The sequence below is a fragment of the Brevibacillus sp. RS1.1 genome (assembly GCF_013284365.1).
GTDB classification, from domain to species: Bacteria; Bacillota; Bacilli; order Brevibacillales; family Brevibacillaceae; genus Brevibacillus; species Brevibacillus brevis_D.
Map to the genome: position 1 here is coordinate 67,964 of NZ_JABSVA010000002.1, position 23,770 is coordinate 91,733.

The window sequence follows — 23,770 nt, forward strand, 5'->3', positions numbered from 1 at the left end:
CCCCCTGTCAGTTGGCTCCACTTATTACCTTCTTGATAGATGGCTTCACACGGATCGCTTCCGAGTAGAAATATACATGATTTTTTCCAGTAATAGGATGGGTCGTCACTTCTGTCTCTACTCCGAAAACATCCCGGATCAGAGTGGGTGTCAAGACCTCCTCTGGCGTCCCTGATGTAACGATTTCCCCGTCACAGATCACGTACAGACGATCACAGTACATCGCTGCAATATTGAGATCATGCAACGAGGACAACACCGTAATCCCGAGATTTTTGACCAGATCCATCACCTGCAACTGGTATCGAACATCCAAATGGTTCGTCGGTTCGTCAAGGACAAGGAACTGGGCTTGCTGCACCAAAGCTCTGGCAATTAACACCCGCTGCTTCTCCCCACCCGATAAACTGAAAAAGCTGCGATCGGCATATGTATGCATCCCTACACGCTGTAGTGCTTCTTCACAAATTTGATGGTCTTCTGCGTTATCAGACTGAAATAGTCGTTTATGCGGAGCACGCCCCATATTCACGATTTCGGTTACCGAAAAATCAAATTCAACAGAGGACTCCTGCCGTACTGCCGCCATTCGCTGAGCGTTTTGACGCGAGGTTAGCTTGTATACGTCGTCGCCATCCAGTGAGATCCATCCCGAACGCGGCTTCAGTACCCGATAAATACTTTTTAGCAATGTGGACTTCCCACTGCCATTCGGCCCGATCAGTCCCACGAATTCTCCGGAGCGTACCTCCAGACTGACGTTGCGCAGGATTCCCTTTTTCTCCAGTTCGACCGATATATTCTCAACCTGCAAATTCATCGTCCGCTACCTCCAAAGGAATAAGAACTCCGCAACATCAACCAGATAAAGAATGGACCACCACACAGCGCTGTCAAAATACCGATCGGCAGCTCTTCCGGTGCAAATGCGAGCCTGGCGACTACATCAACCCAGATGAGAAATATCGCGCCAAACAAAGCGCTGACAGGCAGGACACGTCTGTGATCTGATCCGACCATCACACGGACAATATGGGGCATCATTAATCCGACAAAACCGATTGATCCCGCGATGGACACGATCACCCCGGTGAGTAGTGCCGTGATCACCAGGAGAAGCTTGCGGAATTGTACCGTATTAACCCCCAGTGTCCCCGCTGACTCCTCGCCCATCAGCATCGCATTGAGCGAGCGGTATTGGGCCATTAAGACGATGAGACAGATGACGACAATCAATGTAGGAATCGTCAGGTACTCCCATTTGCCGCCAGCCAGACTGCCACTTAACCAAAACAGCACCGTCCCAATTCCATGCTCATTCGGCGCTGAAAACACAAGGAGACTGGTAATGGCCGACAAGATCGCAGATATCGCAATTCCAGCCATGAGCAGGCGTACCGTCGAGTTTTGTCCTCCAATACGGGATAGTGTAAAAATGAGAATGATGGACACGAGGGAGCCTGTAAAAGCGCCAAAGGTTAACGCATACTGCCCGTACATGCTGAATGCTCCGAAAATAATTACCGAAGTAGCTCCAACGGAAGCACCTGAAGATACGCCTAACACATACGGGTCCGCCAGGGAGTTGCGAACTAACGATTGGATCGCTACTCCCACGACAGACAGACCTGCGCCGACGATCGCCCCCAAGAGTACACGCGGAAAGCGAATATCCCAAATAATTGTTTGCTCCCCTTTGGACCAGTCCACCTCAATCCATTGGGTCAACATCGGAATTTTTGATAAGGCGATTTTCCATACCGTAGTCGGTTTAATCTCCACCGATCCCAGCGTAACTGCGAACGTAATCGAGAGGAAGAGTCCAACCAATAAAGTAATGATGATAGAAGGTAACTTGATCTGTTGCAGTGCTATTCCCTCCCTTAAAAGGGGCGTACTCTATTTGAATTTATCCGGGTAGAGTCCTTCCGCCAAAATTTTCAGAGCAATCGGTGCTCGAACGCCTTCAGAAGCCGCAGACAACGGCAATACAACCAGTCGTTGATTTTTAATCGCTGGAATATCTGCCAGTTCTTTTTTGGTCAAAAGGAAATTGCGTTTTTGCTCAACAGTTCTGTCCCCGTAGTCTATGACAATAATCACGTCCGGATTGCGACTCACTACTTGTTCCCAACTGACCTCTGCCCACCCCTTTTGAATATCGTCAAAAATGTTCTTGCCGCCAGCCGTCTTGATTAAGGACGTCATGTAATTGTTGGCTGCTGTGAATGGCTTATCTTCCCCGTTGTCGTACACGAACACTTTAAGTGGCTCGTCCACCTTGCCGATTTTGCTAATCGTTTGATCCATTTCACTCTTCATTTTATGGATCAAATCATTGGCTTTGTCCTCCACACGGAAAATGCGTCCGATGTTCGTAATATCCGCGAACACATCGTCGATCGTTGGACCAGGCTTGCTAGACGATTCTTGCAGGTACGATTTGATGCCGACCTTTTCCAAATCCTGCATCGATCCTACGCCCTTTTCGCCGAATCCGCTTTTCCATCCGGCGTACACGAAGTCTGGGTTCGCTGCCAGCAGCACTTCTTTCGTAGGATACTTGTCAGACAGTACCGGAATCTTGTCGTATTCTAGTTTTAACTCTGGAAGGATTTTATCGTCTAGGTAAGCGGTTCCGACCATTTTATCAGCCAGGCCCAATGCCAGCATGATTTCGGTTACGTGTTGGTTCAATGTCACGGCACGCTCAGGTGCTTTTGGATAGGTCATTTCGATACCATTATTGGTTAATGTTACAGGCTTGCTCTCTGCTGCAGGAGCAGCCGCTTGTTCTGTTTTGGCTGGAGCTTGTGTTGTCGTAGTGGAGCCACATGCCGAAACCATAAGCATGACGGCCGTCATGATGCCTAGTCCTAGTCCTTTCATCACTGTTTTTGTTTTGTTTGCCTTCACCATCTGTAATCCCCTTTTCTGTATGTAAATTATGAAATGAGACCAAATGTTCCCACAAAAAAGCACCCCCCATTTCAATCGGGAGGTGCATGACAAACGTAGATATAGCCATAACAGGCGCAAAGGCGCCCTTTCATAGACTGTTTCCACATCTGCCCCATCCTCGTGGGTCGATTGTAAATGATCGCATGGCAGGTCTCCTGGCTTACGGATCAACACACCCAGCTACCTTCCCATTTTTTGTCTCGCAAAAAACAGTGGCTATTCGCTAGGCGCTCCTCGTTACAGTGGCGGGACCGCGCCGGTTTCTCACCGGACTTCCCTTTTAAGCTGACGGCATATGCCATCCAGCACCATTCGATACGTATTCAATTTTTCCAACTTCTTCATTGGTTGATAGAAGTTAGTTTTTTCGGGAACTGCGTGAGTATTTCAACGCCTGTTTCCGTAACCAAGACATCGTCTTCAATTCGCACGCCGCCTACTCCTGGCAAATAGATGCCCGGCTCGATGGTAAAGACCATTCCTGGACGAAGCACTTCTTGGTTCTGGCTGTGAACAGACGGATATTCATGTACATCCATCCCTAGTCCATGCCCAAGGCGGTGCATGAAGTATTCTCCGTAGCCTTTTGCGGTGATAACATCGCGAGCGGTTTTATCCAAATGCGCAAAGGTCACACCCGGACGAATCTCAGCAATTGCCGCTTCGTTGGCAGCCAAAACTGTCTCGTAAATTTCTTGTAGCTGGGCACTGATCTCGCCAACAGCAAAGGTACGAGTAATATCGGATACATATCCGTTCGCAGCTACCCCGATATCAAACAAAAGCAAGTCGCCTTCTTGCACCTGGCGCGTTCCTGGCTTCCCATGTGGCAAAGCGGACTTCTCCCCTGCCAATACCATGGACGTAAAGGATGGACCTTCTGCGCCCAAGCGCTTCATCTGGAATTCCAGCTCAGCTACGATTTCTGTCTCGGTCATGCCTGTCTTGACTTTTTTCAGGGTCTCCCGCAAGGAATCTTCGACCAACTGAACAGCATGCTTCAGACGATCCACTTCATCCGGAGATTTGATCAAACGCATTTCACGCAGTGGCTCTTCCACGTCCACATAGCTCGACGCCAGAACAACTTGTCCAAGTGCTTCATAGCGCTCGACAGTCATATGACTTTTTTCAATGCCGAGCTTCGCCAAGTTCGCTGGCAACACTTGCTTGAGGATTTCATACGGGTTTTGGATATCCGTATGTGTATGGATATCTTGAACGAACGAAGCCTCTGCTGCTGCCTCACGATCAAGAGCAGGTACAATTAAAGAAGGCTTTCCTTCAGCAGGAATAACAAGACCCATAAAACGTTCATGCGGGTCAGTAAAAAATCCGGTCAAATAGTAGACGTGCTTGGGAGAGGTAATCAACACCGCGTTCAGCTCTTGCTCTGTCAAAAACGTGTGGAGCTTCGAAATGCGCTCTTGAAACAACTTCTTCACCCTGCTTTCACCAATTATTCTATTGCGAGAATACCACTTCCCCATCAAAAAAAGAAGAGTTCAATTGCAAAATCTACTTCGGATCGGACAACCTAAGGGTGGGGTGAAAACGAAAATGGAACAAATACTCGTCCATCAGGATGGCAAGCAGTTTGCTTTTCACATATCGGGGAAAGGCCAGCCGTTATTGTGTATCCATGCGCCATGCATCGGCTCTATCAATTTTGTTTATCAGCAAACACTCGCAGATACTTATCAGCTCATTGTCCCTGATTTGCCCGGACATGGTGACAGTTCGCCCATGGAGAAGCCCTATTCTATTGGGGAATTGGCAGAACGACTCCATAAGCTGATCCCGTCTCTCGGCATTGAGCGTCCCTTTATTTTGGGGTACTCCCAAGGTGCTTCTATCGCCCTTGAATATTGCCTTCGTTATCCTGATCATGCGCGAGGCGGTATACTCGTGAGCGGTTTTTCCGAAGTGAATGACCTGTATTTGCATGGACGATTTTGGATGGCACGAGCGTTGTCGATGCTTCACGGAGTCCCTCTTCTTGCCCGTTCCATTGCCTCCTCACATGTCAATAGCCCAGAAATGCGGGAAAAATGGACGGCGCACGCCTCCAAAACAGATCCCACCAGCTTAAAATACCTTTATACTGCCGGACACCGCTATCAATGTACAGAGCGCCTGGGCAACATCCAGCTTCCGATTTTACTTGCCTATGGCGGACAAGATAAACGTATTCATCATTATGCGCAAATGCTGACAATGAAATTGCCAAAGGCAAGACTTGAAATAATCCCAAACGTAAAGCATCAAGTCATTACGAAAGCTGCACCTGCACTCAATCAGTTGTGCCGCACCTTCATGGAAGAAGGGTAAATAAGAAAAGACAGAAGGATGGTATCTCCATTCCCTTCTGTCTTTTTGTGATTGGACTAGCTCTTCATCCGCGGGTCGAGTGCATCACGCAAGCCGTCCCCAATTAAGTTAAAGCCGAGAACTGTCAGCATAATAGAGAGCCCTGGAAAAATAACGGTCCATGGTGCTTTCTGAATGTACTGACGTGAATCAGCGAGCATTTTTCCCCATTCTGGTTCTGGTGCTTGTGCTCCCAGTCCGAGAAAGCCAAGTGCAGCTGCTTCAATAATTGCTGTTGCGATCCCCATCGTCCCGGTCACAATGATTGGTGCGAGGCTGTTCGGCAAAATATGCTGCATGATAATCCGGGAATTTTTCATTCCGATTGCCCGTGCGGCCATGACGAATTCCTCTTCCTTTAAGCTCAATACACGGGCGCGTACTAACCGTCCAAATGTCGGAATGTTAATAATCGCAATGGCAATCAAGGCGTTTTGCAAAGATGGCCCCAAGATGGCAACGACAGCGATTGCCAAAAGAATACTCGGAAAGGCAAGCATAATATCAAAGAGACGCGAAATGATCGTATCGATCCATCTGCCATAGTATCCTGCCAAAAGACCAAGCAAGGTCCCTACGAGAACGGAGCCAATGACAGAGAACGTCCCTACCCACAAGGAGATTTGTGCCCCATAAATAACGCGACTAAAGACATCACGACCATTGTAATCTGTTCCAAACCAATGCGCTTCGGAAGGTGGCTTGTTTTTCATCACGAGCTCGCCTTTGTCGTACGGATACGGAGCAATCCATGGAGCTAGTACCGCCACAACAATGAAAAACAAAATGATCCCGAAGCCCACCAACGCCAGCTTGTTTTTTCGTAGCGTCCTCCATGCATCCTTCCAAGGAGAGACTACTTCTTCTTGCTTCACTTTTAAAGGTACTACCTGATCTTGTGGTTGTAATTGTGGTTGTGCCATTTCTCTTCGTCCCTCCTTAGCGATATTTGATGCGCGGATCGATATAGGCGTACAGAAGGTCGACCAAGAGATTGATCAGGACGAAAATCGTCGCGATTACAAGGATACCGGATTGGATAACCGGATAGTCTCGGTTTCCAATGGCGGTCACAATATAGCGACCAACTCCTGGCCATCCAAAGATCGTCTCTGTCAAAACGGCTCCACCCAGCAGCAACCCTGTTTGCAAGCCAATTACCGTCAAGACAGGGATCAGGGCATTTTTCAGCGCATGCTTGTACACGACCCAAAACTGTGTCAGCCCTTTTGCGCGAGCGGTTCTGACATAGTCGGCACGCATTACTTCCAGCATGCTCGAACGAGTGATACGTGCAATGATCGCCATCGGGATCGTACCTAACGCGATTCCCGGCAGGATCAAATGCTTGATAACTTCCCATAGCTGATCCCATCGACCAGCCATCATCGTATCCAGTATATAAAAGTGCGTAATAGCCTCTATGGGATTACGCGAATTGTCGCGACCAACTGATGGCAGCCATTTCAGTTCTTGGGCAAACACCCATTGCTCCATCAAACCTAGCCAAAAAATCGGCATGGATACACCAACCAAAGCGATCAACATCGCACAGTAGTCAAACCAGGAGTTTTGCTTCCACGCAGAAAGAATCCCTGCATTTACACCGATAAACACCGCAATCAGCATGCTCACAATTGTAAGTTCAGTCGTCGCCGCCAAATAAGGCATGATTTCATCTGAAATCGGCGCATTCGTTTGCAATGATTCCCCAAGATTTCCACTCAAAATATTTTTCATATAATCGAAATACTGTATGTACCACGGATTATTCAATCCCAATGCTTCTCGTATGTCTGCAATCGCTTGTGGTGTTGCCTTTTCTCCCAAAATCGTCAAAGCCGGATCACCAGGGATGGCACGAATAATGGAAAAAACGATGATTGACATGCCCACTAAGACAGGAATGAGCATTAAAATTCTTCGAATGCTGTAAGCTAGCAATGCCATCTCCTCGCCTTCCTGCATAAAATAATGGCTAAATGAATGAAAGGAGGGTAAGAAGAGGTATGCACTCCTCTTACCCTTTTCCGATGAATCAGCTTACTTGAAGTCTACCTTTTCCAAACTTTCAGATCCTTTTGGATGCGGGTTGTAGTCGACGATATTCGCTTTTCCTGCCAATGCTGGTGTAGAGTGTGCCAGCGGAACCATTGGCACATCTTTGAAAATGATCTCTTGTACTTTTTTGTACATTTTTTCGCGCTCTGCTTGGTCTGGGGTGGACTGTGCTTTCATCATCAATTGATGTGCTTCTTCGTTTGCCCAACGTGTATAGTTGTTGCTTCCGATGTTGTTTTTATCGAGCAAGACAGCCAAGAAGTTGTCAGGGTCGCCATTGTCACCTGTCCAACCAAGCATGAACATTTCTTGCTCACCCAAACGAGTTTTTTCCAAATACGTTGCCCATTCCATCGTCACGATCTCAGCATCAACCCCGATTTTCTTCAGGTCTTGCTGGATTGCTTCTGCAATCTTCACACCTTCTGGCATGTACGGACGTGGAACTGGCATTGCCCAAAACTTAATTTTAAAGCCGTTTGGATGTCCTGCTTCGGCCAGCAATTGTTTTGCTTTATCGAGGTTGAACTCACGATCTTTAATATCGTTGTTATGTCCCCACATCGTTTTTGGCATTGGGTTGACTGCTGGTTCTCCAACCCCATCGAAGAAGGCTGTTACGATTTCAGGTTTGTTAATCGCATAAGCAATGGCTTCACGAACCTTTGGATTGTCGAGTGGCTTCTTCTCTACGTTGAAGCCGATGTATCCGATGTTATTAGTAGGACGCAGGAAGAGTTGCAGGTCTTTGTTGTCTTTTACTGCTGGGATATCATCTGTGTTCAGACCATCCATCAAGTCAATCTCACCAGATGCCAAAGCAGTCAGACGTGCCGTGTTTTCCGGAATGACCTTGAACACCAGCTTATCGAGCTTCGGATATCCTGGGCTCCAGTAATCAGGGTTTTTCTCAAGTGTGATCGTGTCGTTGCGCTTCCACTCTACAAATTTGAAAGGTCCTGTACCAATTGGGTGCTCATTGAATTTCTTAACATCCTTTTTCAATGCCTCAGGCGAGCCAATCGCGAAAGGAGACATTGCCAGGTTGGCGAGGAATGGAGCCAATGGACGATTCAACGTGAATTTTACAGTGGTCGGATCGACTGCTTCTACAGATTTGATAATGTGAGTCGCGTCACCCTTGTACCCACCAAACTGGCTCACGTAGTACTCGTAGCCCTCTGGTGAATGCTGTGGATGGCTCTTGTCGCTCCAGCGCTCGAAGTTGTATTTAACCGCCTCTGCATTGAAATCAGTTCCATCGTGGAATTTCACGCCTGATCTCAGTTTCAGCGTATAAACGAGACCATCAGGAGTCACTTCCCATTTCTCGGCCAACGATGGAGCGAGCTCTGTTGAGCCATCCGCGAAGCCAATCAATGTATCCATAATGTTCTCGGTTACCTTAAATGTCTCACCATCTGTTTGCGTAATTGGGTCAAGCCCTTTTGTGTCTGCACCGCGACCAATGATTAATTGCTTCGGTCCAGTTTTTGCAGGCTTATCTGCAGGTGCCGGAGTTTCTGTCTTTGCTTGTTCTGCCGGCGCTTGTGTCGTAGAAGTGCTAGAGCATCCAGCAATTAGCATGGCCAGCGCCACTAGGCTGGTCATGGTTGCGGAGAGAACTCTCTTCTTCATGAAAACATCCCCCTTTTTCTACTATTAGTCGCATGTTCCTTTTTGGTAAATGGCCGATACAATACCTCCTGCTTTGCATCCCCCCTTTACAAGACTTCCTATTCGGCAGGCAAACTCCCTTTTGTCGATTAGGACTTGTATAAGTGACAAGCAACAAAGTGACCATCGCCTGTGTCCGCAAATTCTGGGCGCACAGTACGACACTCCTCTGTCACATGGGGACACCTCGTATGGAATGTACAGCCACTTGGAGGTTTTGCAGGGCTCGGTACATCTCCCTGGAGGATCACTCTTTCTCGTACTGCATCAGGGTCTGGCGAAGGTACAGCCGAAAGTAATGCTCTCGTGTACGGATGGAGCGGATTAGAATACAACTGGCTACTCGTCGTCAGCTCGACAATTCTGCCAAGGTACATCACGCCCACCCGATCGCTGATATGACGCACTACGCTCAAATCGTGGGCAATGAACAAGTATGTAAGGCCGAATTCGCGTTGCAAATCCTGCATGAGGTTGAGCACCTGCGACTGAATGGACACGTCTAGTGCAGACACAGGCTCATCCGCAACGATCAATTTGGGTTTGAGCATCAGCGCTCTCGCAATACCGATCCGCTGCCTCTGTCCACCACTGAATTGATGCGGATAGCGGCTCGCGTGATAGCTGCTCAAACCAACGATTTCCAGCATTTCCTGCACGCGTTTTTTTCGCTCTGCCGAAGAACCCAAGCCATGTACAATCAAAGGTTCTTCCAAAATCTTCTCAATGTTATGTCTAGGGTTAAGCGAAGCAAATGGATCCTGAAAGACAATTTGCATGTCACGTCTCATCTTTCTCATTGCATCTGTGGAAAGTGACATGACATCTGTCCCGTCAAAGTTGATTTCACCAGAGGTCGGTTCAATCAGTCGCAGCAAGGAACGCCCCGTAGTGGACTTTCCACAGCCACTCTCACCTACCAGCCCCAAGGTTTCGCCACTCTTAACGGTAAACGAAACGTCATCTACCGCCTTTACTACACCTACTTCCCCTCCAAGAACACCGCCTGTGATTGGATAGTATTTTTTTAAATTTTTTACAACCAGAAGATCTTCAGCCACCTGCATGCTCCTCTCGGGTTATTCGGCCAGCCAGCAGCGGGAAAGGTGATTGTCCCCTACCACTTTTAAATCTGGCATCTCACTGCGGCATCGGTCTGAAACTTTATCGCATCTAGGGGCAAAACGACATCCGACAGTAAGCGAACCCGGAATCGGGACGTTGCCTGGAATCGAATAGAGACGCTCCTGTGATCCTTCCAGCTTCGGCAACGAATTCAACAAACCGATCGTATAAGGATGCTTCGGATTTTTTAAGATCGTACGAACATCGCCTTGTTCAATCAAGTTGCCTGCATACATCACCACCACACGGTGACACATTTCCGCAACGACCCCAAGATCGTGGGTAATGAGGAGAATGGATGTGTCAGCTTCCCGGTTGAGTTGGCGCATCAGGTCCAAAATCTGCGCTTGAATCGTCACGTCGAGCGCAGTAGTAGGCTCGTCTGCAATCAAAAGCGCTGGATTGCAAGCCATTGCCATCGCAATCATGACACGCTGCCTCATGCCTCCAGAAAGCTGGTGCGGGTATTCATCGACAATCGCGTCCGCTCGAGGAATTCCGACTTTTTTCAACATCTCAATGGCACGTGCTCTTGCGTCCTTCTTGCTCGCTTTCGTATGTAATCGGACTGATTCTCCTATCTGGTCTCCAATCGTAAATACCGGATTTAAAGACGTCATCGGCTCCTGAAAGATCATCGCAATTTCATTTCCGCGGATGTCTCTCATTCGCTTTTCATCGACAGATACGAGATCCTCCCCCTTGAATTTAATTGAACCTCCCACGATTCTCCCTGGGGGATTGGGTACTAGCTTCATGACGGAAAGGGAGGTAACGCTCTTTCCGCAGCCGGATTCGCCTACGATACCGACTACTTCTCCTTTTTGTACCGTGATCGTCACGCCATCAACGGCAGGGATTTGGCCGCGGTCCGTGAAAAAGTGCGTTTGCAGGTTTTCAATTTGTAGGACAGGATGTGACACGTGGCTCACCTCTCTCACCGAAATATACTTCCAAAATAGACCTATCCATAGACATTATGTCATTTATTCAATTTTTTCGCAACACAATAAATTCTAACTATTACCTTTTTACTGACTAAAAAGAATATTTGACTCGCGATTGAAAATTATGTAAAAGAATTTTATGATAGCCCTTTCATTGTTGATGTAGCCTCATATGCACTGTTTAGGCAGATCGTACGAAGCATCAGTGGTCACATGCAAAAGACCCGCCTGTACGGGTCTTTAGTCACTGGGGCTTTCTGCACCCCTTCTTTTTGCGCGTAAACCATTTTCACGGTTCAAAAAAACTCCCTACCCAATCGACAAAACTCTGCGCTCCACTTTTAATGCTTCCACCCAAAGTCAAACCGATCCGACTGACATAGTTGACCATTTCCTTCGGGTTGGCAGTCTGAACCTGCTTGCCCATTACCGCGATCTCTACTTGTCCTTGATCCACTTTTTTGATGGAAAAGGTTTGCGCCTGCCCCTCTGGCACCCCACTCACCTTGGATATTCCACGCTCAGCCGTTTGCAATCCCAAAACTACCCCGACCAGCAAGATGATTAACAGTCCAGTTAGCTTCATCGTCACGTTCATGCCCGTCACCTCTTTGCAGGCTCGTCAGAAACTGGTTTGCCTACTTTTTCAGCTTGCTGATAATAGGCTGCGAAAACATCTGCCAATGCTTCTGCCGTATTCCTGCTTTCCTGCACGCTGTTTTCCGTACCACCTATTTCTATTAACAGGCTTCCCGGGGAGAGTGACTGATTATACTCGCCATGATCCGTTTTTGCGCCTTTTTCCATCACGCCACGCGAAAGCTCTGGGTACATTTTTTCCATCAACTCATGTAGCTCTGTTGCAAACGCCTCATTTTTCTCGTAGCTTTTGTTTCTTTTTCCGATGACGAACAATACTCTTCCATACGTTTTTCCTTTGATCGTGACCGTCGTACGCTCTCGTGGCGCTGTGTCTCGATGCAGATCGAAAAAGTAGTACAGTTCCTTGTTTTTCTCTGTTGCCGCTTTGACCACTTGCAAAGATTCCGCGTAGGAAAAGGAGTAATGCATTTTTTTGTTCAAAAGCTGTTGATAGATGTCGTCGGTGCTCACATCGGAACCAATCCCTCTGTCATTCAACGCTTCTGATAAGTACTTGCTGATTAACGATATATTTCTCGTAGGATGATCGACCGAGGTTCCCACTGACTTCGTCTCACTAAACCACGATTCCCGGTTGTGCGAGTTATAGATGTAGACGATTTTTTTACCGTCCGTGATTGAATTGGGCACAGGAGCTGGCTTTGCTTCACCTGACTTGGTGGTATCCTCCGGCTTTGGCTCTACGATTGGAACTACTTGCGATTGATCTGCTACCTGTTTTGGATGGGCGGGATACTCCAAATAAAAATCTGCGAGAGAAGCTCCCTTTCCCTGTACGACAAATCTGGCATCCTCTGTCGTCACCATCCCAGGCAGCTCCCTGCCTAGCAAGCTGCGCAAGTCTCCCGGTTGTATATTGGTTGCCAAGCGAAAGAGAAAACCCGTTACGCTATTCGTGCGATCATCAGCCTGTGCTTGCACGGTTTCGGACAAAACCGGAATTTCCTGCCCCATCCATCCCAAAATCGCCAGACTGGAAATATGAGAAGCGGCCTGTTGAATGGCGGAGGACGAAATTGCGATTCGATTCCCGCCGAGCGAAAGTACTCCTGTCATGACAAACAGGAAGGCGGTTATAAATGAAAGAACAACGAATTGGCGTTGAATGAGGGTCGCCATCAGTCTCACTCCTCTAGCTGTAGCATGATTGCACGTCGGGAGAACTTTCCCTTCCCTCGTGCTTGTCTATGCTTTAGCTTATGAGGCTCATAGAGACGATAGAACCCTTTTCTAGCTTTTCTCTCTCACTCTAGCTTTTCATGACTTAGTGGGTATACGAGCCGCTATTTTCTTCATTTACGGCACTGTGCAAGGCCCGATTCAGGCCTGTTGCGATCACATTCGCCACGCCTTCAATAAAATCATCAATTTCTTTTGGTGTGACGACCAGATCCTGTCCAAGCGGCCGGAGGACCTCATGAATCAGTTGCCGTTTCTCTTCTTCCGGCAGTGAACCTACCAATCCCATGAATGTCTTACGTGATTCCAAGTCAGGCAAATCCTCTTCGGTATACGGTTCCTTTCGTTCTGGCAGCGTACTCAATGCCAGTTTGTTAAACGCCCGCTTGCTCTCCACCATGGATTGTCCAAAATGCCCCAGCAAGTATGTAATCGCATCATTTACAATCGTGGAGGCAAAAACGACCGTAGGGACTCCTATCGCAATCACAGGCACACCAAGTGTCTCCTGATCAATCGCTTTGCGCTTGTTTCCGACTCCTGATCCAGGATGTATTCCTGTATCCGATATTTGAATGGTCGTGTTGACCCGGTGCAGCGCGCGGGACGCAAGTGCATCGATACAGATGACAAAATCGGGTTTGCTTTTTTCCACGACGCCAAAAATAATTTCACTCGTTTCTATGCCCGTAATCCCAAGGACACCCGGTGATAGCGCACTGACTTCCCGATACCCTTCTCCAACGGTTTCAGGCGCCAGCGTGTACAGATGGCGTGTAATCAACAAATTTTCCACAACCATTGGTCCAAGCGCATCGGGGGTCACATTCCAGTTACCCAGACCAACGACGAGAGCCTTTTTGTCCTCTGTGATCCCCAGTTGCTTGAGAAACATCGCAAATTCAGCGGAAAATCGCTTGGCCACCTGCTCCTCAATCGATGTATCGTTATCCCGCAGCTTGGGCACTTCAATTGTTAGGTAATGCCCCGGGAGCTTGCCGATTTCCTTTCCCGCTTCCTCTGTTTCCACATGCAATCTCGTTACTTTCACATTGGGCTCGCTATCGTCAGCTTGCAGCCAAATGCCTTCAATATCACTCTGGTTTTGCTGCTGAGCAAGCTCGTGGGCCTCCAAGGCCAGATCCGTACGAATCGAATAACCAGACAAGTCAATGTTATGTGCCATGTTCATCAGCTCCTTTGATCCGAAGTGAAAAAAGTACTGACCATTTTGTTCCTGCTACTAGCTTGCTTGAATCCTGCATTTTTATTCCGAATCCTTTCTTGCAAATGGGTTCGCCCCATGCTAGAATTACTTTGTTGTATGACTGTATGTCTATGGTCGTATTAAGGAGGTGACACACATGCCAAACATTAAATCCGCGATTAAACGCACCAAAACAATCGAAAAGCGTCGCGCACACCGCGCTTCTCAAAAGTCTGATCTGCGTACTTCCATCAAGAACTTTGAGAAAGCTGTCGCAGCTTCCGATGTAGCATTGGCGAAATCTACTCTTCTGGTGGCTGTGAAAAAGCTGGACAAGGCCGCTTCGAAAGGTCTCATTCATAAAAACGCAGCAAACCGTCAAAAGTCTCGTTTGATGAAAAAGCTTAACGTTCTGAGCGCTCCTGTAGCGTAAGAGACCAAGCGCCAAAAAACCCCGTGAACATCTTGTTCTAGGGGTTTTTTACTATGAAAAATCGTCACGACCTTTTTGTTCGTTCGTCATGTGCACGTGCAATAAATAATTCGAGGGCGAGGCGCTTGTCCACTTGCCCTGACTTCATCCGGAAATCTTCTTCGGCTAAGATACCTAGCAGTTTTTTTAACGACTCCTCAGAAAAATGACGCGCTTGTTCCATTGCTTTTTTCACTGCGTAGGGATGCATTTTAATCATGCCTGCCACTTGTTGTTGTGAATAACCACGCGGGGCCAATTGCTTGACATGCAACAGCATGCGGAACTGCCTCGCCAAGAGAGCCAGCAGTTTGATCGGCTCCTCTCCTGTTTTCATGCAGTCGTACATCATCCTGAGTGCCTTGTCCAATCTCCCCGAAGCGACCTGTTCAATCAGCGCGAATACATCCTGCTCCAGCGTACGTGCTCCGAGCAGCTCAATGGCGTCATCCGTGATGCTTTCCCCCACCCCGACAAACAGAGCCATCTTTTCGATTTCCTTGTCCAGTAGACGTAGCTCGGCTCCTACTCGCTCCACAAGCTTCATGGTCTGCTGACGATCAATTTTCGCCTGGTATTTACCCACTTGCCGCTCTACCCATCCGTATAAATCCCCGTCTTTTAGCAACGGAAAAGGGATCACTTTCGCTTTTTGCTGCAACGTTTTAACCAGCTTTTTTCGTTCATCGAGCTTGTCCGCTTCTGTATGTAGAATAAGCGTAGTGTAGGGAGGCGGATTTTGCAAATAATCGAGCAAAGCATCTGGGTCACTTTCTACCTTCGTCGAAGGCTTACTTCCTGTTAAAAAGTAGGCTTGTCTGGCAATTACCAATCGATGCTCGCCCATAAACGGCAAGGTTTCCGCATCCTGCAGAATTTCACTCAATCCTGTTTCGGTGCAATCATACATGCTCATATTCAAATCCATAAATTCTGGATCAATCATTTCTTTACGAGCCAACGCCAAAAAATCTTCGGCCAGAAAAGACTCCGGACCGTATAAGACGTAGATCGGCGAGAATTGTTTTTGCCGTATTTCGCGAATAGCCGATAGGAGTGGCATACGTTTTCTCCCCTTTCCTTCTTCTTACCTGCGTTATTATAGCACATGTTGATGAGAGCAAAGCGAAAAAAAACCGCCACCAGTGAATCGGTAGCGGCTTTTTCATCCGTTGGCACCTCTATGTAAACGTTTAGGGAAAAGCCCCGGGATTCCTCCTCCCCAAACGGTAAGCAGGGGGTGCTTGATAATGTACTATACGCAGAATCCCCGCAAGCGGTGCCGGTCCATACGCGGAAAAAAGTTAGTCATTATCTTTATTTTTTTTCTTCTCTTTATTTTTTCCCTTGTCTTTCTCCTCTTGCTTGTCCCCGTCGTCGTCCTTTTTGTCATTAGCAGGTTCTTTGTCTTCTCTGTCCGGATTCTCATCCAGTCCGATCGGCCAGCCCGATGGTTGATCATCTGTCATTACTGGTGGTGGAGGTACAACTTTCTTCGGTGGCTGTGGCGGATTCGTTTTCTTCGGTGGCGGTGTCTGCTTTTGAACGTTCTTTGCCGGTGGCCTTTTACTCTTCGTCTGAGTAGCCGATTTAGTAGACTTTTTCGTCTTGTCCTCTTCCTCTTTTGAATTTGATGATATTGGATTATTGCTTGGAGGAGTGGGAGCATCTGGCTCGGGGGTTTTAGGTTGTTCCACGGCCGCTGGCGTCATGTCCGTTCCGTTTTGGAACGAATCGACTTCTTGCTTCTTACCATCACCGCCAGAGAAAAGCATGCCAACCAATAAGCTGGCTGCGACGGCTGTACTACCAAGACTAGCCATCCACACTTTCATCCGCTTCCACTTTTTTGATTCCGGTAGCGAAGACGACTCACGCTTAACTTCCAGAGTGGGCAGGATTTCCTCGTTCACCATAGATTTCACCGCAGCAGGCTTTGCAGCGGCTGACTCCAGCTTGGGTAGGATAGAATCTACGATGCTGATCGGAGGTACGACAGGGGGTAGATGTTCTAATTGTTGTGACACATCTTTCAAACGGTTGTACATAAGCTGCAGGTCAGTATCTTTCTGGATCAAACGATGGAGTAGTTGCTGCTCTGACTCCGACAAATCTCCATCCAAATCCCGCTGCATGAGTTCAAAAATCTCTTCGTTGGTCATCAACCGATCCCCCCTTTCTGGTAGTCGTACAACAGCTCCTGTAACTGTTGCCTAGCCCGAAATAAGTACGACTTTACCGTGTTAAGCGGCAAATCTAGTGCCTCCGCTATTTCTTGATAAGACAAATCCTCCAGATAGCGGAGTACTACAACCATCCGATATTGCTTTGGCAATCTTCCGATGGCTTCCTGGATGTCATTCGACAGCCCGGTGAGAAGGATTTCTTCCTCTACGTTGTTACGATCAGGAATGATCAACTCGTGCTCGTCAATTGAGACCGTTTCCTTCTTCGCGCGAAATTTATCCATACAGACGTTGCTAACAATGCGTTGTACCCAGGTAGAGAACTTTGCTTTTTCCTGATAGGTGTCCAACTTTCGATAAATTCGAATGAGGACTTCCTGGGAGGCATCGAGCGCGTCTTGTTCGTTCCCTAGAATATAATAAGCGCTTCGGTAAACGGAGGTCTCAATAGATCGAAGCAGTTCGACTAGCGCGTCATGATCCCCGGATTGCGCCATCCTGATCAACTCTGCTTCATGCATATTCTCTTCTCCCCCCTACAGACGGTTCGCTCATTGAAAAAGTTGCAAACAGATTATGTATCCAATATTTGGGCCTGCCAATATAATCCCTTAGGTGTAATAACCAGCGTAATCGCTCCATGAGCATCAGTCCTGTACACGGCGGAACCCGATTTTTTTAGGCGATGCAGCACTTCGGGCGAAGGATGCCCGTACCGATTTTTCACCCCGGCAGAGATTACAGCGGCTTTTGGTGCTGTGACTGCAAGGAGCTCTTCGGTACTCGAGGTATTGCTTCCATGATGGGCTACTTTCAAAACATCCACAGAAGTCAAACCGTTTTGAACAAGCTGACTTTCCCCATCCTTTTCAATGTCACCCGTAAACAATACAGTCTTGTTGAAAGCAGTCAGCTGGAGTATTACGGATGCATCATTTCCTGAAAAAGTCGATTCACCCGGGTGCAGCCACTTCCACTCGATTCCTGGTGCATCTGACCATGATTGACCCGGAAGCCCGGTTAGTATCGGAACTCCTTCTTGTTGGAAAAGTTGGACAATCTCACCCTCCAATTTCGAAGGTGCTGTTCCATTCACCAATACCTCTCCAAAAGAAAAATGAGGAACTAGCGATTTGAATCCCCCAATGTGATCCAGATCGCCATGCGTCATGATGACACGATCGATTTTCTCGATTCCTCTGGCCATCAGAAACGGCAGAACGACGTCTTTCCCCACCTCAAATGGGTCACGTTTTTCCATCCATGGTTCAGCAGCTGGGAACTGCATTGTCCCACCCGCATCCATTAAGTATACCTTCTGATCACCAATTTCGACAACGATGGAATCCCCTTGTCCGACATCAAGGAAGGTAATTCGCACTTCTTCGACTCCTGAGAACGGCTGTCTGGCCGCTACAATGAACGAAAGAAATATAACGAAAGTAAGCATTATATCACGCTTTCGATGATAGCCCAACCTCCATGAAATGGGCAGAGCACCCAAAAAACAGGTATACAAAGCAAGCCACCACCACGAAGGATGCGGCCAATAGGTAAAGGGCAGCCTCATTTTTTCAATAGCAAACAGCGGAAGATGAATCCATTTCAGCATTGCCGTCGATAACCAAACAGGAATCACCGCCAAAAACGAGTGGACGAAATCGAGGACAACTGCAATATACCCGAATGGTAGCGCTATGGCCGAGAGAATCGGTGTCACTACCAAATTGACCAGCCAAGACACAGGTGAGAACAAATGAAAATGGTAGATGAGAAACGGAAAAGAAACAAGCTGGGCTGACAAAGTAACCGCCAGCAGTGTACGAATCCAGACAGGTACCCGAAGAAACACATGCAAGCTGTATGGCACAAAAATGATCAGACCAAGTGTTACCGCAAAAGAAAGCTGAAAACCGACATGCCACAGCTGATACGGATTCATCAGCAGCATTAGGATGAGTGCCCCAGCCCAGACGTCTTTGCCATCCAACTTCTTTCCAACTACCTGGCAAAGAAGCCCCACACTTCCCATCAGTCCAGATCGGATCGCGGACGCGCTGGCTCCCACCAGAAGCACATACCCGATCAAGAACAAAATCGTTACAACAAATGCTAGTCTGCGTCTGATTCCAATCCGCTCCAAACACCACATAAACATAGAGCTGACCAATGTCACATGCAAACCGGAAATCGCGAGGATATGACTTAAGCCCAAATTCGAATACATCGCCGCAAGCTCGGGGTTCACCTCTTGTCCAAGACCAAGCAGGAGCGACTTCATATAACCCGCTGTTTCTGGATCTGTAAATAATGATTCAATTCGCCTTGCACCCGAGTCCTGCCATTCTTGAAAGCTCGCCCAAACAGAAAAAGCAGGTGTCATCTCAACTGCTTGATAGTTTGTTTCCCCTGTGACATGGACACCTTGCCAATACAAATAGCTGGCGTAGTCGAAGGCATGAGGATTGCGCGCAGGAGCTGGTAAGGATAGTCGGATCGGAGCCGCGATAACACTCCCACGTCTCCACTGCTCTATTTGTTTTGCTTCCTGGAAAGAGGCAAGTTTAACACGAAGCGCGATTTTTTCGAGAGACCAATGCTCGTTCTGATCACGCTCGTTTTCACCCCAGGATGTTATCGAGACAAAAAATCGTGCTACATCGCCGTCCCGTCTCACAGGAGAATCAATGACACCTTCTATCCAGATGGTCTGCTCCCTTTCTGCTAATGGTTTCACTTCAGAGCTGTGGAGATTCTCGTACCCATAAAAAAAGAGACCTGCTAGAATAGAAATCAGTGAGTAGCACGCAACGCATTTGCGGTATGGTAACGGGATACATGCAACGACTCCCCCTAATAAGCCTGTAGCCAATAGCAGCCAAGCAGGATGCAAATAGGCGGACAGAATGAGGCCGATCATCATCGCTAGGCTTGCTATCCATACTGACACTGTAATTCCCCCGTCCTGTTCTTTCATGAACCGTTATGTCGAACGATTCATGGTCTCCTAAGGGAGTATATCTAACCGAATGGGGACAAAAATAGAAAAGAAGAAAGGCTAATTCCCTTGTAGAATCAGCGTTTTCGAGGTCAATCACTGGCATTCATAAGAGATTGCGTTGATTGTCGATACATGATAGAGTTAGCAGGAGCAATCCAGTGAGAGGAAGAGTCATTTCTTATGTGCGGAATCGTATCACTCTATAACAAGCGGCAAAAGCCTGTTCAACAAGAAGCGATTAGTGCAATGACGGGTGTCATCCTGCACCGTGGTCCAGATGACGATGGTTTTCACCTTGAAGACAACATCGCCCTGGGCTTTCGTCGTTTAAGCATCATTGACGTGGAAGGCGGACATCAACCGCTGTTTAACGAAACACGTGACATCTGGATTATTGGTAACGGCGAAATCTACAATTACAAAGAGTTACAGCAATGGTTAAAGGACATCGGTCACGTTTTCCATACCGATTCTGATATTGAGACCATCCTCCACCTTTATGAAGAGGTAGGAACAGATGCACCTAAGCATTTACGCGGGATGTTTGGCTTTACGATCTACGACTCCCGTAAAAAACGTCTGTTTGGGGCACGCGACCATTTTGGAATCAAACCTCTCTACTATGTCGAGACGAATGATTCGATCGGGGTTGCCAGTGAGATCAAAAGCTTGCTGGAGCTGCCAGGCTTCAAGCGTGAAGTGAATCCAACCGCTTTTTATCACTATTTGACGTTCCAATATGTACCTGATCCTGAAACGATGTTTGCTGGCATTTACCGTATACCACCTGCACACTCGTTCGTGGTTGAAAACGACCATATTAAGCTGGAAAGGTACTGGGATGTAGAATTCAAGCCTGATGAAAGCAAGCCGTTCTCTTATTTTGTTGAGGGTACGCGCAGTGTCATGCTTGAATCTGTCGACAAACACCGGATTAGTGAAGTTTCTCGTGGAGCCTTCTTGTCTAGTGGTGTTGACTCTAGCAGTATCGTCGGGATGTTGCGTACATTTGAGCCAGTCAAATCTTTTTCTGTCGGGTCGGATATTCCTGGTTATAGCGAGCTCGATTATGCGAAGCGAACCGCAGCATACTTGGGATCGGAGCATTTCGAGCGCGTGATAAACGCCAAGCAGTACATGGATGAATTGCCAAGACTGATCTGGCATCAGGACGAACCGGTAGCAGACCCATCTGCCATCTTGCTCTATTTCGTAGCACAGATGGCGAGTGAACACGTAACCGTTGTATTGTCCGGTGAAGGTGCAGATGAATTTTTTGGCGGATACAATATTTACAGAGAGCCTCATTCTCTCAAAATGTTTTCCGGAATGCCTGGCTGGATGCGGCAATCCATCGGATACATGGCAGAACGCCTCCCTGATCAGGTAAAAGGGAAGAACTTCCTCATCCGCGGGTCGAAAACGGTTGAGCAGCGCTTCTTCGGAAACGCGCTGATTTTCAGCGAAGAGATGAAAAAGCGCGTCGTCATGGAGGATATTACCCGTTCGGAATCGTATGTATCTCCTTTCACCATTACAGAAGAGATTTACAAACGCGCTTCCGAATATGATGATGTGACCAAGATGCAATACTTGGACATTCACACTTGGCTCAGAGGCAACATTTTGATGAAGGCCGACAAGATGACGATGGCCAATTCTTTGGAGTTGCGAGTGCCTTTCATTGATCTGAAGGTATTTGAATTCGCCGCTACCATTCCAACCAAGTACAAAATTGCCAACGGCACGACCAAGCACGTGCTTCGTGAAGCGATGAAAGACTTCTTACCACCTGAGATCCAATCGAGAAAGAAGCTGGGCTTCCCTGTTCCGACTCGTCATTGGCTCAAAAACGAATTTTACAAATGGGCAAAAGAGATCATTTTTGAATCCAAGGTGGATAATTTGATCAATAAGGCCTATGTGCTCTACATGCTCGATGAACACCGTGAAGGCAATGCGGATTACAGCCGCAAAATCTGGACGATCCTGGTCTTCATGCTGTGGCATCAGATCTTCATTGAGCAAAAGCACAATTTTGAGCCTTATGTCAGCCCGAATGTAGACCTTCGCCGCAAGAAAAATTCTTCGCTGCAGCATATCGGCTAACAGCGAAAACAGACTAAATAGATTTGCAGACCCTCTCTTACTTTTCGTAGCATCGTTTATAGAGAACAAGTTCTCTCTATGAACGTATCGCTACGTGAAGGACGGGAGGGTTTTTTGTTATGTTGTTGGAATGGTGGGAGCGTTATCGCCGTATCCTCTTGCTGACTGCGGCTGTTCTGTTTGTCGGTTGTAGCTATTGGCTCTATCAACGCGACCAATCGCATAAGACTGCCGAACTACCGTTGCATACTCCAGCTTATGCAGCATCAGATGTTGAAACAAAAGAACGAACAGATGATTCAGTTGCTGCTCAACCTGCCAAGCCAGTAAAAGCAACGCAAGAAAAAGATAAGGATAAGGAACCACTCCCCCCTCCTCTCTATGTCGATGTGAAAGGGCAAGTGAAAAACCCCGGTTTATACCAATTTGAACCAGGTACGCGTGTCGCAACTGCCATCGAAAAAGCAGGAGGAGCACTTCCTGATGCTGACCTGGTACAGATCAATTTGGCAGCGCCACTCGCAGATGGAGCTGCTCTTGTCATCCCGGCTAAAGGGGCAACCGCACCAGTCTCCTCATCCATTGGCCTTGTACAATCCGCTGCAAGCGTATCCACCACTGGTGCCTCTTCAGTCATAAACCTCAACACGGCAACTGCCGATGAGCTCATGAGCCTTCCCGGAATTGGAGAAGCTCGTGCAAAGGCAATCGTGGATTACCGGTCAAAACAAGGACCATTTCGTTCAGCGGATGACCTGAAACAGATTGAGGGAATTGGCGAGAAGATGTTTGCACGGATAAAGGATCGGCTGGTGGTACAATGAGATCCGGTCATGATCATAGGTGCTCCTACATAGAATGGGAGAAGAATATCGGAGGGAGGTATGCCCATGAATAGAATTGGGTTCATTGGTACGGGCAGCATGGGCAGTATCTTGATTGAATCATTGCTGTCAGCCAAGGCGCTGACACCTGGTCATGTCATTATCAGCAACAGAACCCCTGCGAAGGCGCAGCAACTGGCAGAAAAACATCCTGGGCTCATTGTCGCGCACAGCAATGCCGATTTGGTCAAAGAAGCTACAACGATCGTGCTGTGCGTCAAGCCACTGGAATATAGCGTGATGCTTGAACAAATCGCTCCTGCCTTAACGCCAGACCACCTATTGATTACGATCACCAGTCCGATCAAGCTTGCGGATTTGGAGTCTCAAGTTCCTTGTGCCGTTGCCCGAGTCGTTCCTTCTATAACAAATGCCGTCATGAGTGGTGTTAGCTTATGTGAATTCGGATCACGAATCCAAGAGGAACAGCGTCAATTCATACGAAGTCTGTTTGCGCACATTAGCTCCCCTGTTGAGATTTCAGAGCCTTTTTTACGAATTACTTCTGACATTGTCAGTTGTGGGCCAGCGTTTATCAGCTATATTTTGCAGCAAATGATTCAAGAAGCTGTTGAAGAAACGGGTATTTCCGCAGAAGCTGCTACCTACATGACTACGCAAATGCTAATTGGGATCGCAGATCTTTTACGGGAAGAAGCGTTCACCCTCCCTACTCTCCAAAAAAGGGTCTGCGTGCCCGGAGGAATTACTGGGGAAGGACTGATTCCTTTGCAAGACAGTATTCCTGGTCTTTTCGCCCAAGTATTTCGCCGCACACAAGCGAAATTTGCCGAGGATCAGGAACTGGTTGCACGAAATTTGAACAATCAGCCGCATTAGCGTATGACGTCGTAAGCGTGGATTGACGAAAAAAGGAGTGGATACCTGTCACTCTCAGGTTCCACTCCTCTTCTTATTTCTTGTCGCC

Annotated in this window: 21 protein-coding genes and 1 riboswitch; of the genes, 5 read left to right on the forward strand and 16 right to left on the reverse strand. The window is 47.7% G+C overall.

Annotated elements, in window-relative coordinates:
• Positions 1-7: 7 nt before the first annotated feature.
• The 4 genes from HP570_RS05875 to HP570_RS05890 form a co-directional block, all read right to left on the reverse strand.
• Positions 8-820: a heme ABC transporter ATP-binding protein gene (locus HP570_RS05875; RefSeq protein WP_173625172.1), complete on the reverse strand. Its 813-nt coding sequence runs from the start codon at positions 818-820 to the stop codon at positions 8-10.
• Positions 817-1,875 (reverse strand): FecCD family ABC transporter permease, encoded by a 1,059-nt coding sequence (locus HP570_RS05880; RefSeq protein WP_231850610.1) that lies wholly within the window; start codon positions 1,873-1,875, stop codon positions 817-819. Before HP570_RS05880 ends, HP570_RS05875 begins: the two co-directional genes overlap by 4 nt.
• Positions 1,876-1,899: 24 nt before the next feature.
• Positions 1,900-2,919, reverse strand: a complete 1,020-nt coding sequence (locus HP570_RS05885; protein WP_173625173.1) for an ABC transporter substrate-binding protein — start codon at positions 2,917-2,919, stop codon at positions 1,900-1,902.
• Positions 2,920-3,089: 170 nt separating this feature from the next.
• Positions 3,090-3,289: riboswitch (cobalamin riboswitch) on the reverse strand.
• A 13-nt stretch (positions 3,290-3,302) separates the two neighbouring features.
• Positions 3,303-4,397 (reverse strand): M24 family metallopeptidase, encoded by a 1,095-nt coding sequence (locus tag HP570_RS05890; protein ID WP_242466803.1) that lies wholly within the window; start codon positions 4,395-4,397, stop codon positions 3,303-3,305.
• A 124-nt stretch (positions 4,398-4,521) separates the two neighbouring features.
• Between HP570_RS05890 and HP570_RS05895 the strand changes: the two genes are divergently transcribed.
• Entirely contained in the window at positions 4,522-5,292 is a 771-nt protein-coding gene (locus tag HP570_RS05895; protein ID WP_173604623.1) for an alpha/beta fold hydrolase, read from the forward strand.
• Between the two features lie 56 nt (positions 5,293-5,348).
• Here the strand turns inward: HP570_RS05895 and HP570_RS05900 are convergent, their stop codons facing one another.
• From HP570_RS05900 to gpr, 8 genes are all read right to left on the reverse strand, one after another.
• Positions 5,349-6,254: an ABC transporter permease gene (locus HP570_RS05900; protein WP_173625174.1), complete on the reverse strand. Its 906-nt coding sequence runs from the start codon at positions 6,252-6,254 to the stop codon at positions 5,349-5,351.
• A gap of 16 nt (positions 6,255-6,270) precedes the next feature.
• Entirely contained in the window at positions 6,271-7,281 is a 1,011-nt protein-coding gene (locus HP570_RS05905) for an ABC transporter permease (RefSeq protein WP_041749357.1), read from the reverse strand.
• Between the two features lie 93 nt (positions 7,282-7,374).
• Positions 7,375-9,030 (reverse strand): ABC transporter substrate-binding protein, encoded by a 1,656-nt coding sequence (locus HP570_RS05910; protein ID WP_173625175.1) that lies wholly within the window; start codon positions 9,028-9,030, stop codon positions 7,375-7,377.
• A gap of 128 nt (positions 9,031-9,158) precedes the next feature.
• Positions 9,159-10,130 carry an ABC transporter ATP-binding protein gene (locus HP570_RS05915; RefSeq protein WP_012685718.1) on the reverse strand — a complete coding sequence of 324 codons (972 nt, stop codon included), beginning with the start codon at positions 10,128-10,130 and terminating at the stop codon, positions 9,159-9,161.
• Between the two features lie 18 nt (positions 10,131-10,148).
• A complete protein-coding gene (locus HP570_RS05920; protein WP_173625176.1) occupies positions 10,149-11,117 on the reverse strand; it encodes an ABC transporter ATP-binding protein in 969 nt (322 codons plus the stop codon).
• A 313-nt stretch (positions 11,118-11,430) separates the two neighbouring features.
• The gene (locus HP570_RS05925; protein WP_007727739.1) at positions 11,431-11,739 is read right to left on the reverse strand and encodes a YqxA family protein; all 309 of its coding nucleotides are present in this window, start codon (positions 11,737-11,739) and stop codon (positions 11,431-11,433) included.
• A gap of 5 nt (positions 11,740-11,744) precedes the next feature.
• A complete protein-coding gene (gene spoIIP / locus HP570_RS05930; protein ID WP_012685716.1) occupies positions 11,745-12,923 on the reverse strand; it encodes a stage II sporulation protein P in 1,179 nt (392 codons plus the stop codon).
• Between the two features lie 145 nt (positions 12,924-13,068).
• On the reverse strand, positions 13,069-14,169 hold the full coding sequence (gene gpr, locus HP570_RS05935; RefSeq protein WP_064200857.1) for a GPR endopeptidase: 1,101 nt from the start codon (positions 14,167-14,169) through the stop codon (positions 13,069-13,071).
• Positions 14,170-14,347: 178 nt separating this feature from the next.
• Between gpr and rpsT the strand changes: the two genes are divergently transcribed.
• Positions 14,348-14,623: a 30S ribosomal protein S20 gene (gene rpsT, locus HP570_RS05940; RefSeq protein ID WP_012685714.1), complete on the forward strand. Its 276-nt coding sequence runs from the start codon at positions 14,348-14,350 to the stop codon at positions 14,621-14,623.
• A 64-nt stretch (positions 14,624-14,687) separates the two neighbouring features.
• On the opposite strand, the gene holA is transcribed toward rpsT, so the two are convergent.
• The 4 genes from holA to HP570_RS05960 form a co-directional block, all read right to left on the reverse strand.
• Positions 14,688-15,725, reverse strand: a complete 1,038-nt coding sequence (holA, locus tag HP570_RS05945; protein WP_173625177.1) for a DNA polymerase III subunit delta — start codon at positions 15,723-15,725, stop codon at positions 14,688-14,690.
• Between the two features lie 241 nt (positions 15,726-15,966).
• Positions 15,967-16,824: an anti-sigma factor family protein gene (locus tag HP570_RS05950; protein ID WP_173625178.1), complete on the reverse strand. Its 858-nt coding sequence runs from the start codon at positions 16,822-16,824 to the stop codon at positions 15,967-15,969.
• Entirely contained in the window at positions 16,824-17,369 is a 546-nt protein-coding gene (locus HP570_RS05955) for an RNA polymerase sigma factor (RefSeq protein WP_012685711.1), read from the reverse strand. The genes HP570_RS05950 and HP570_RS05955 overlap by 1 nt, the downstream gene beginning before the upstream one ends.
• A 53-nt stretch (positions 17,370-17,422) precedes the next feature.
• Positions 17,423-19,825, reverse strand: coding sequence for a DNA internalization-related competence protein ComEC/Rec2 (locus HP570_RS05960; RefSeq protein ID WP_173625179.1), 2,403 nt, complete (start codon positions 19,823-19,825; stop codon positions 17,423-17,425).
• 204 nt (positions 19,826-20,029) lie between these two features.
• Between HP570_RS05960 and asnB the strand changes: the two genes are divergently transcribed.
• The 3 genes from asnB to comER all read left to right on the forward strand — a co-directional run bounded on the left by asnB (position 20,030) and on the right by comER (position 23,682).
• Entirely contained in the window at positions 20,030-21,958 is a 1,929-nt protein-coding gene (asnB, locus tag HP570_RS05965) for an asparagine synthase (glutamine-hydrolyzing) (RefSeq protein ID WP_173625180.1), read from the forward strand.
• Between the two features lie 119 nt (positions 21,959-22,077).
• Positions 22,078-22,782, forward strand: coding sequence for a ComEA family DNA-binding protein (locus tag HP570_RS05970; protein ID WP_173625181.1), 705 nt, complete (start codon positions 22,078-22,080; stop codon positions 22,780-22,782).
• A gap of 66 nt (positions 22,783-22,848) precedes the next feature.
• Positions 22,849-23,682 carry a late competence protein ComER gene (gene comER, locus HP570_RS05975; protein WP_173625182.1) on the forward strand — a complete coding sequence of 278 codons (834 nt, stop codon included), beginning with the start codon at positions 22,849-22,851 and terminating at the stop codon, positions 23,680-23,682.
• Positions 23,683-23,770: the final 88 nt, after the last annotated feature.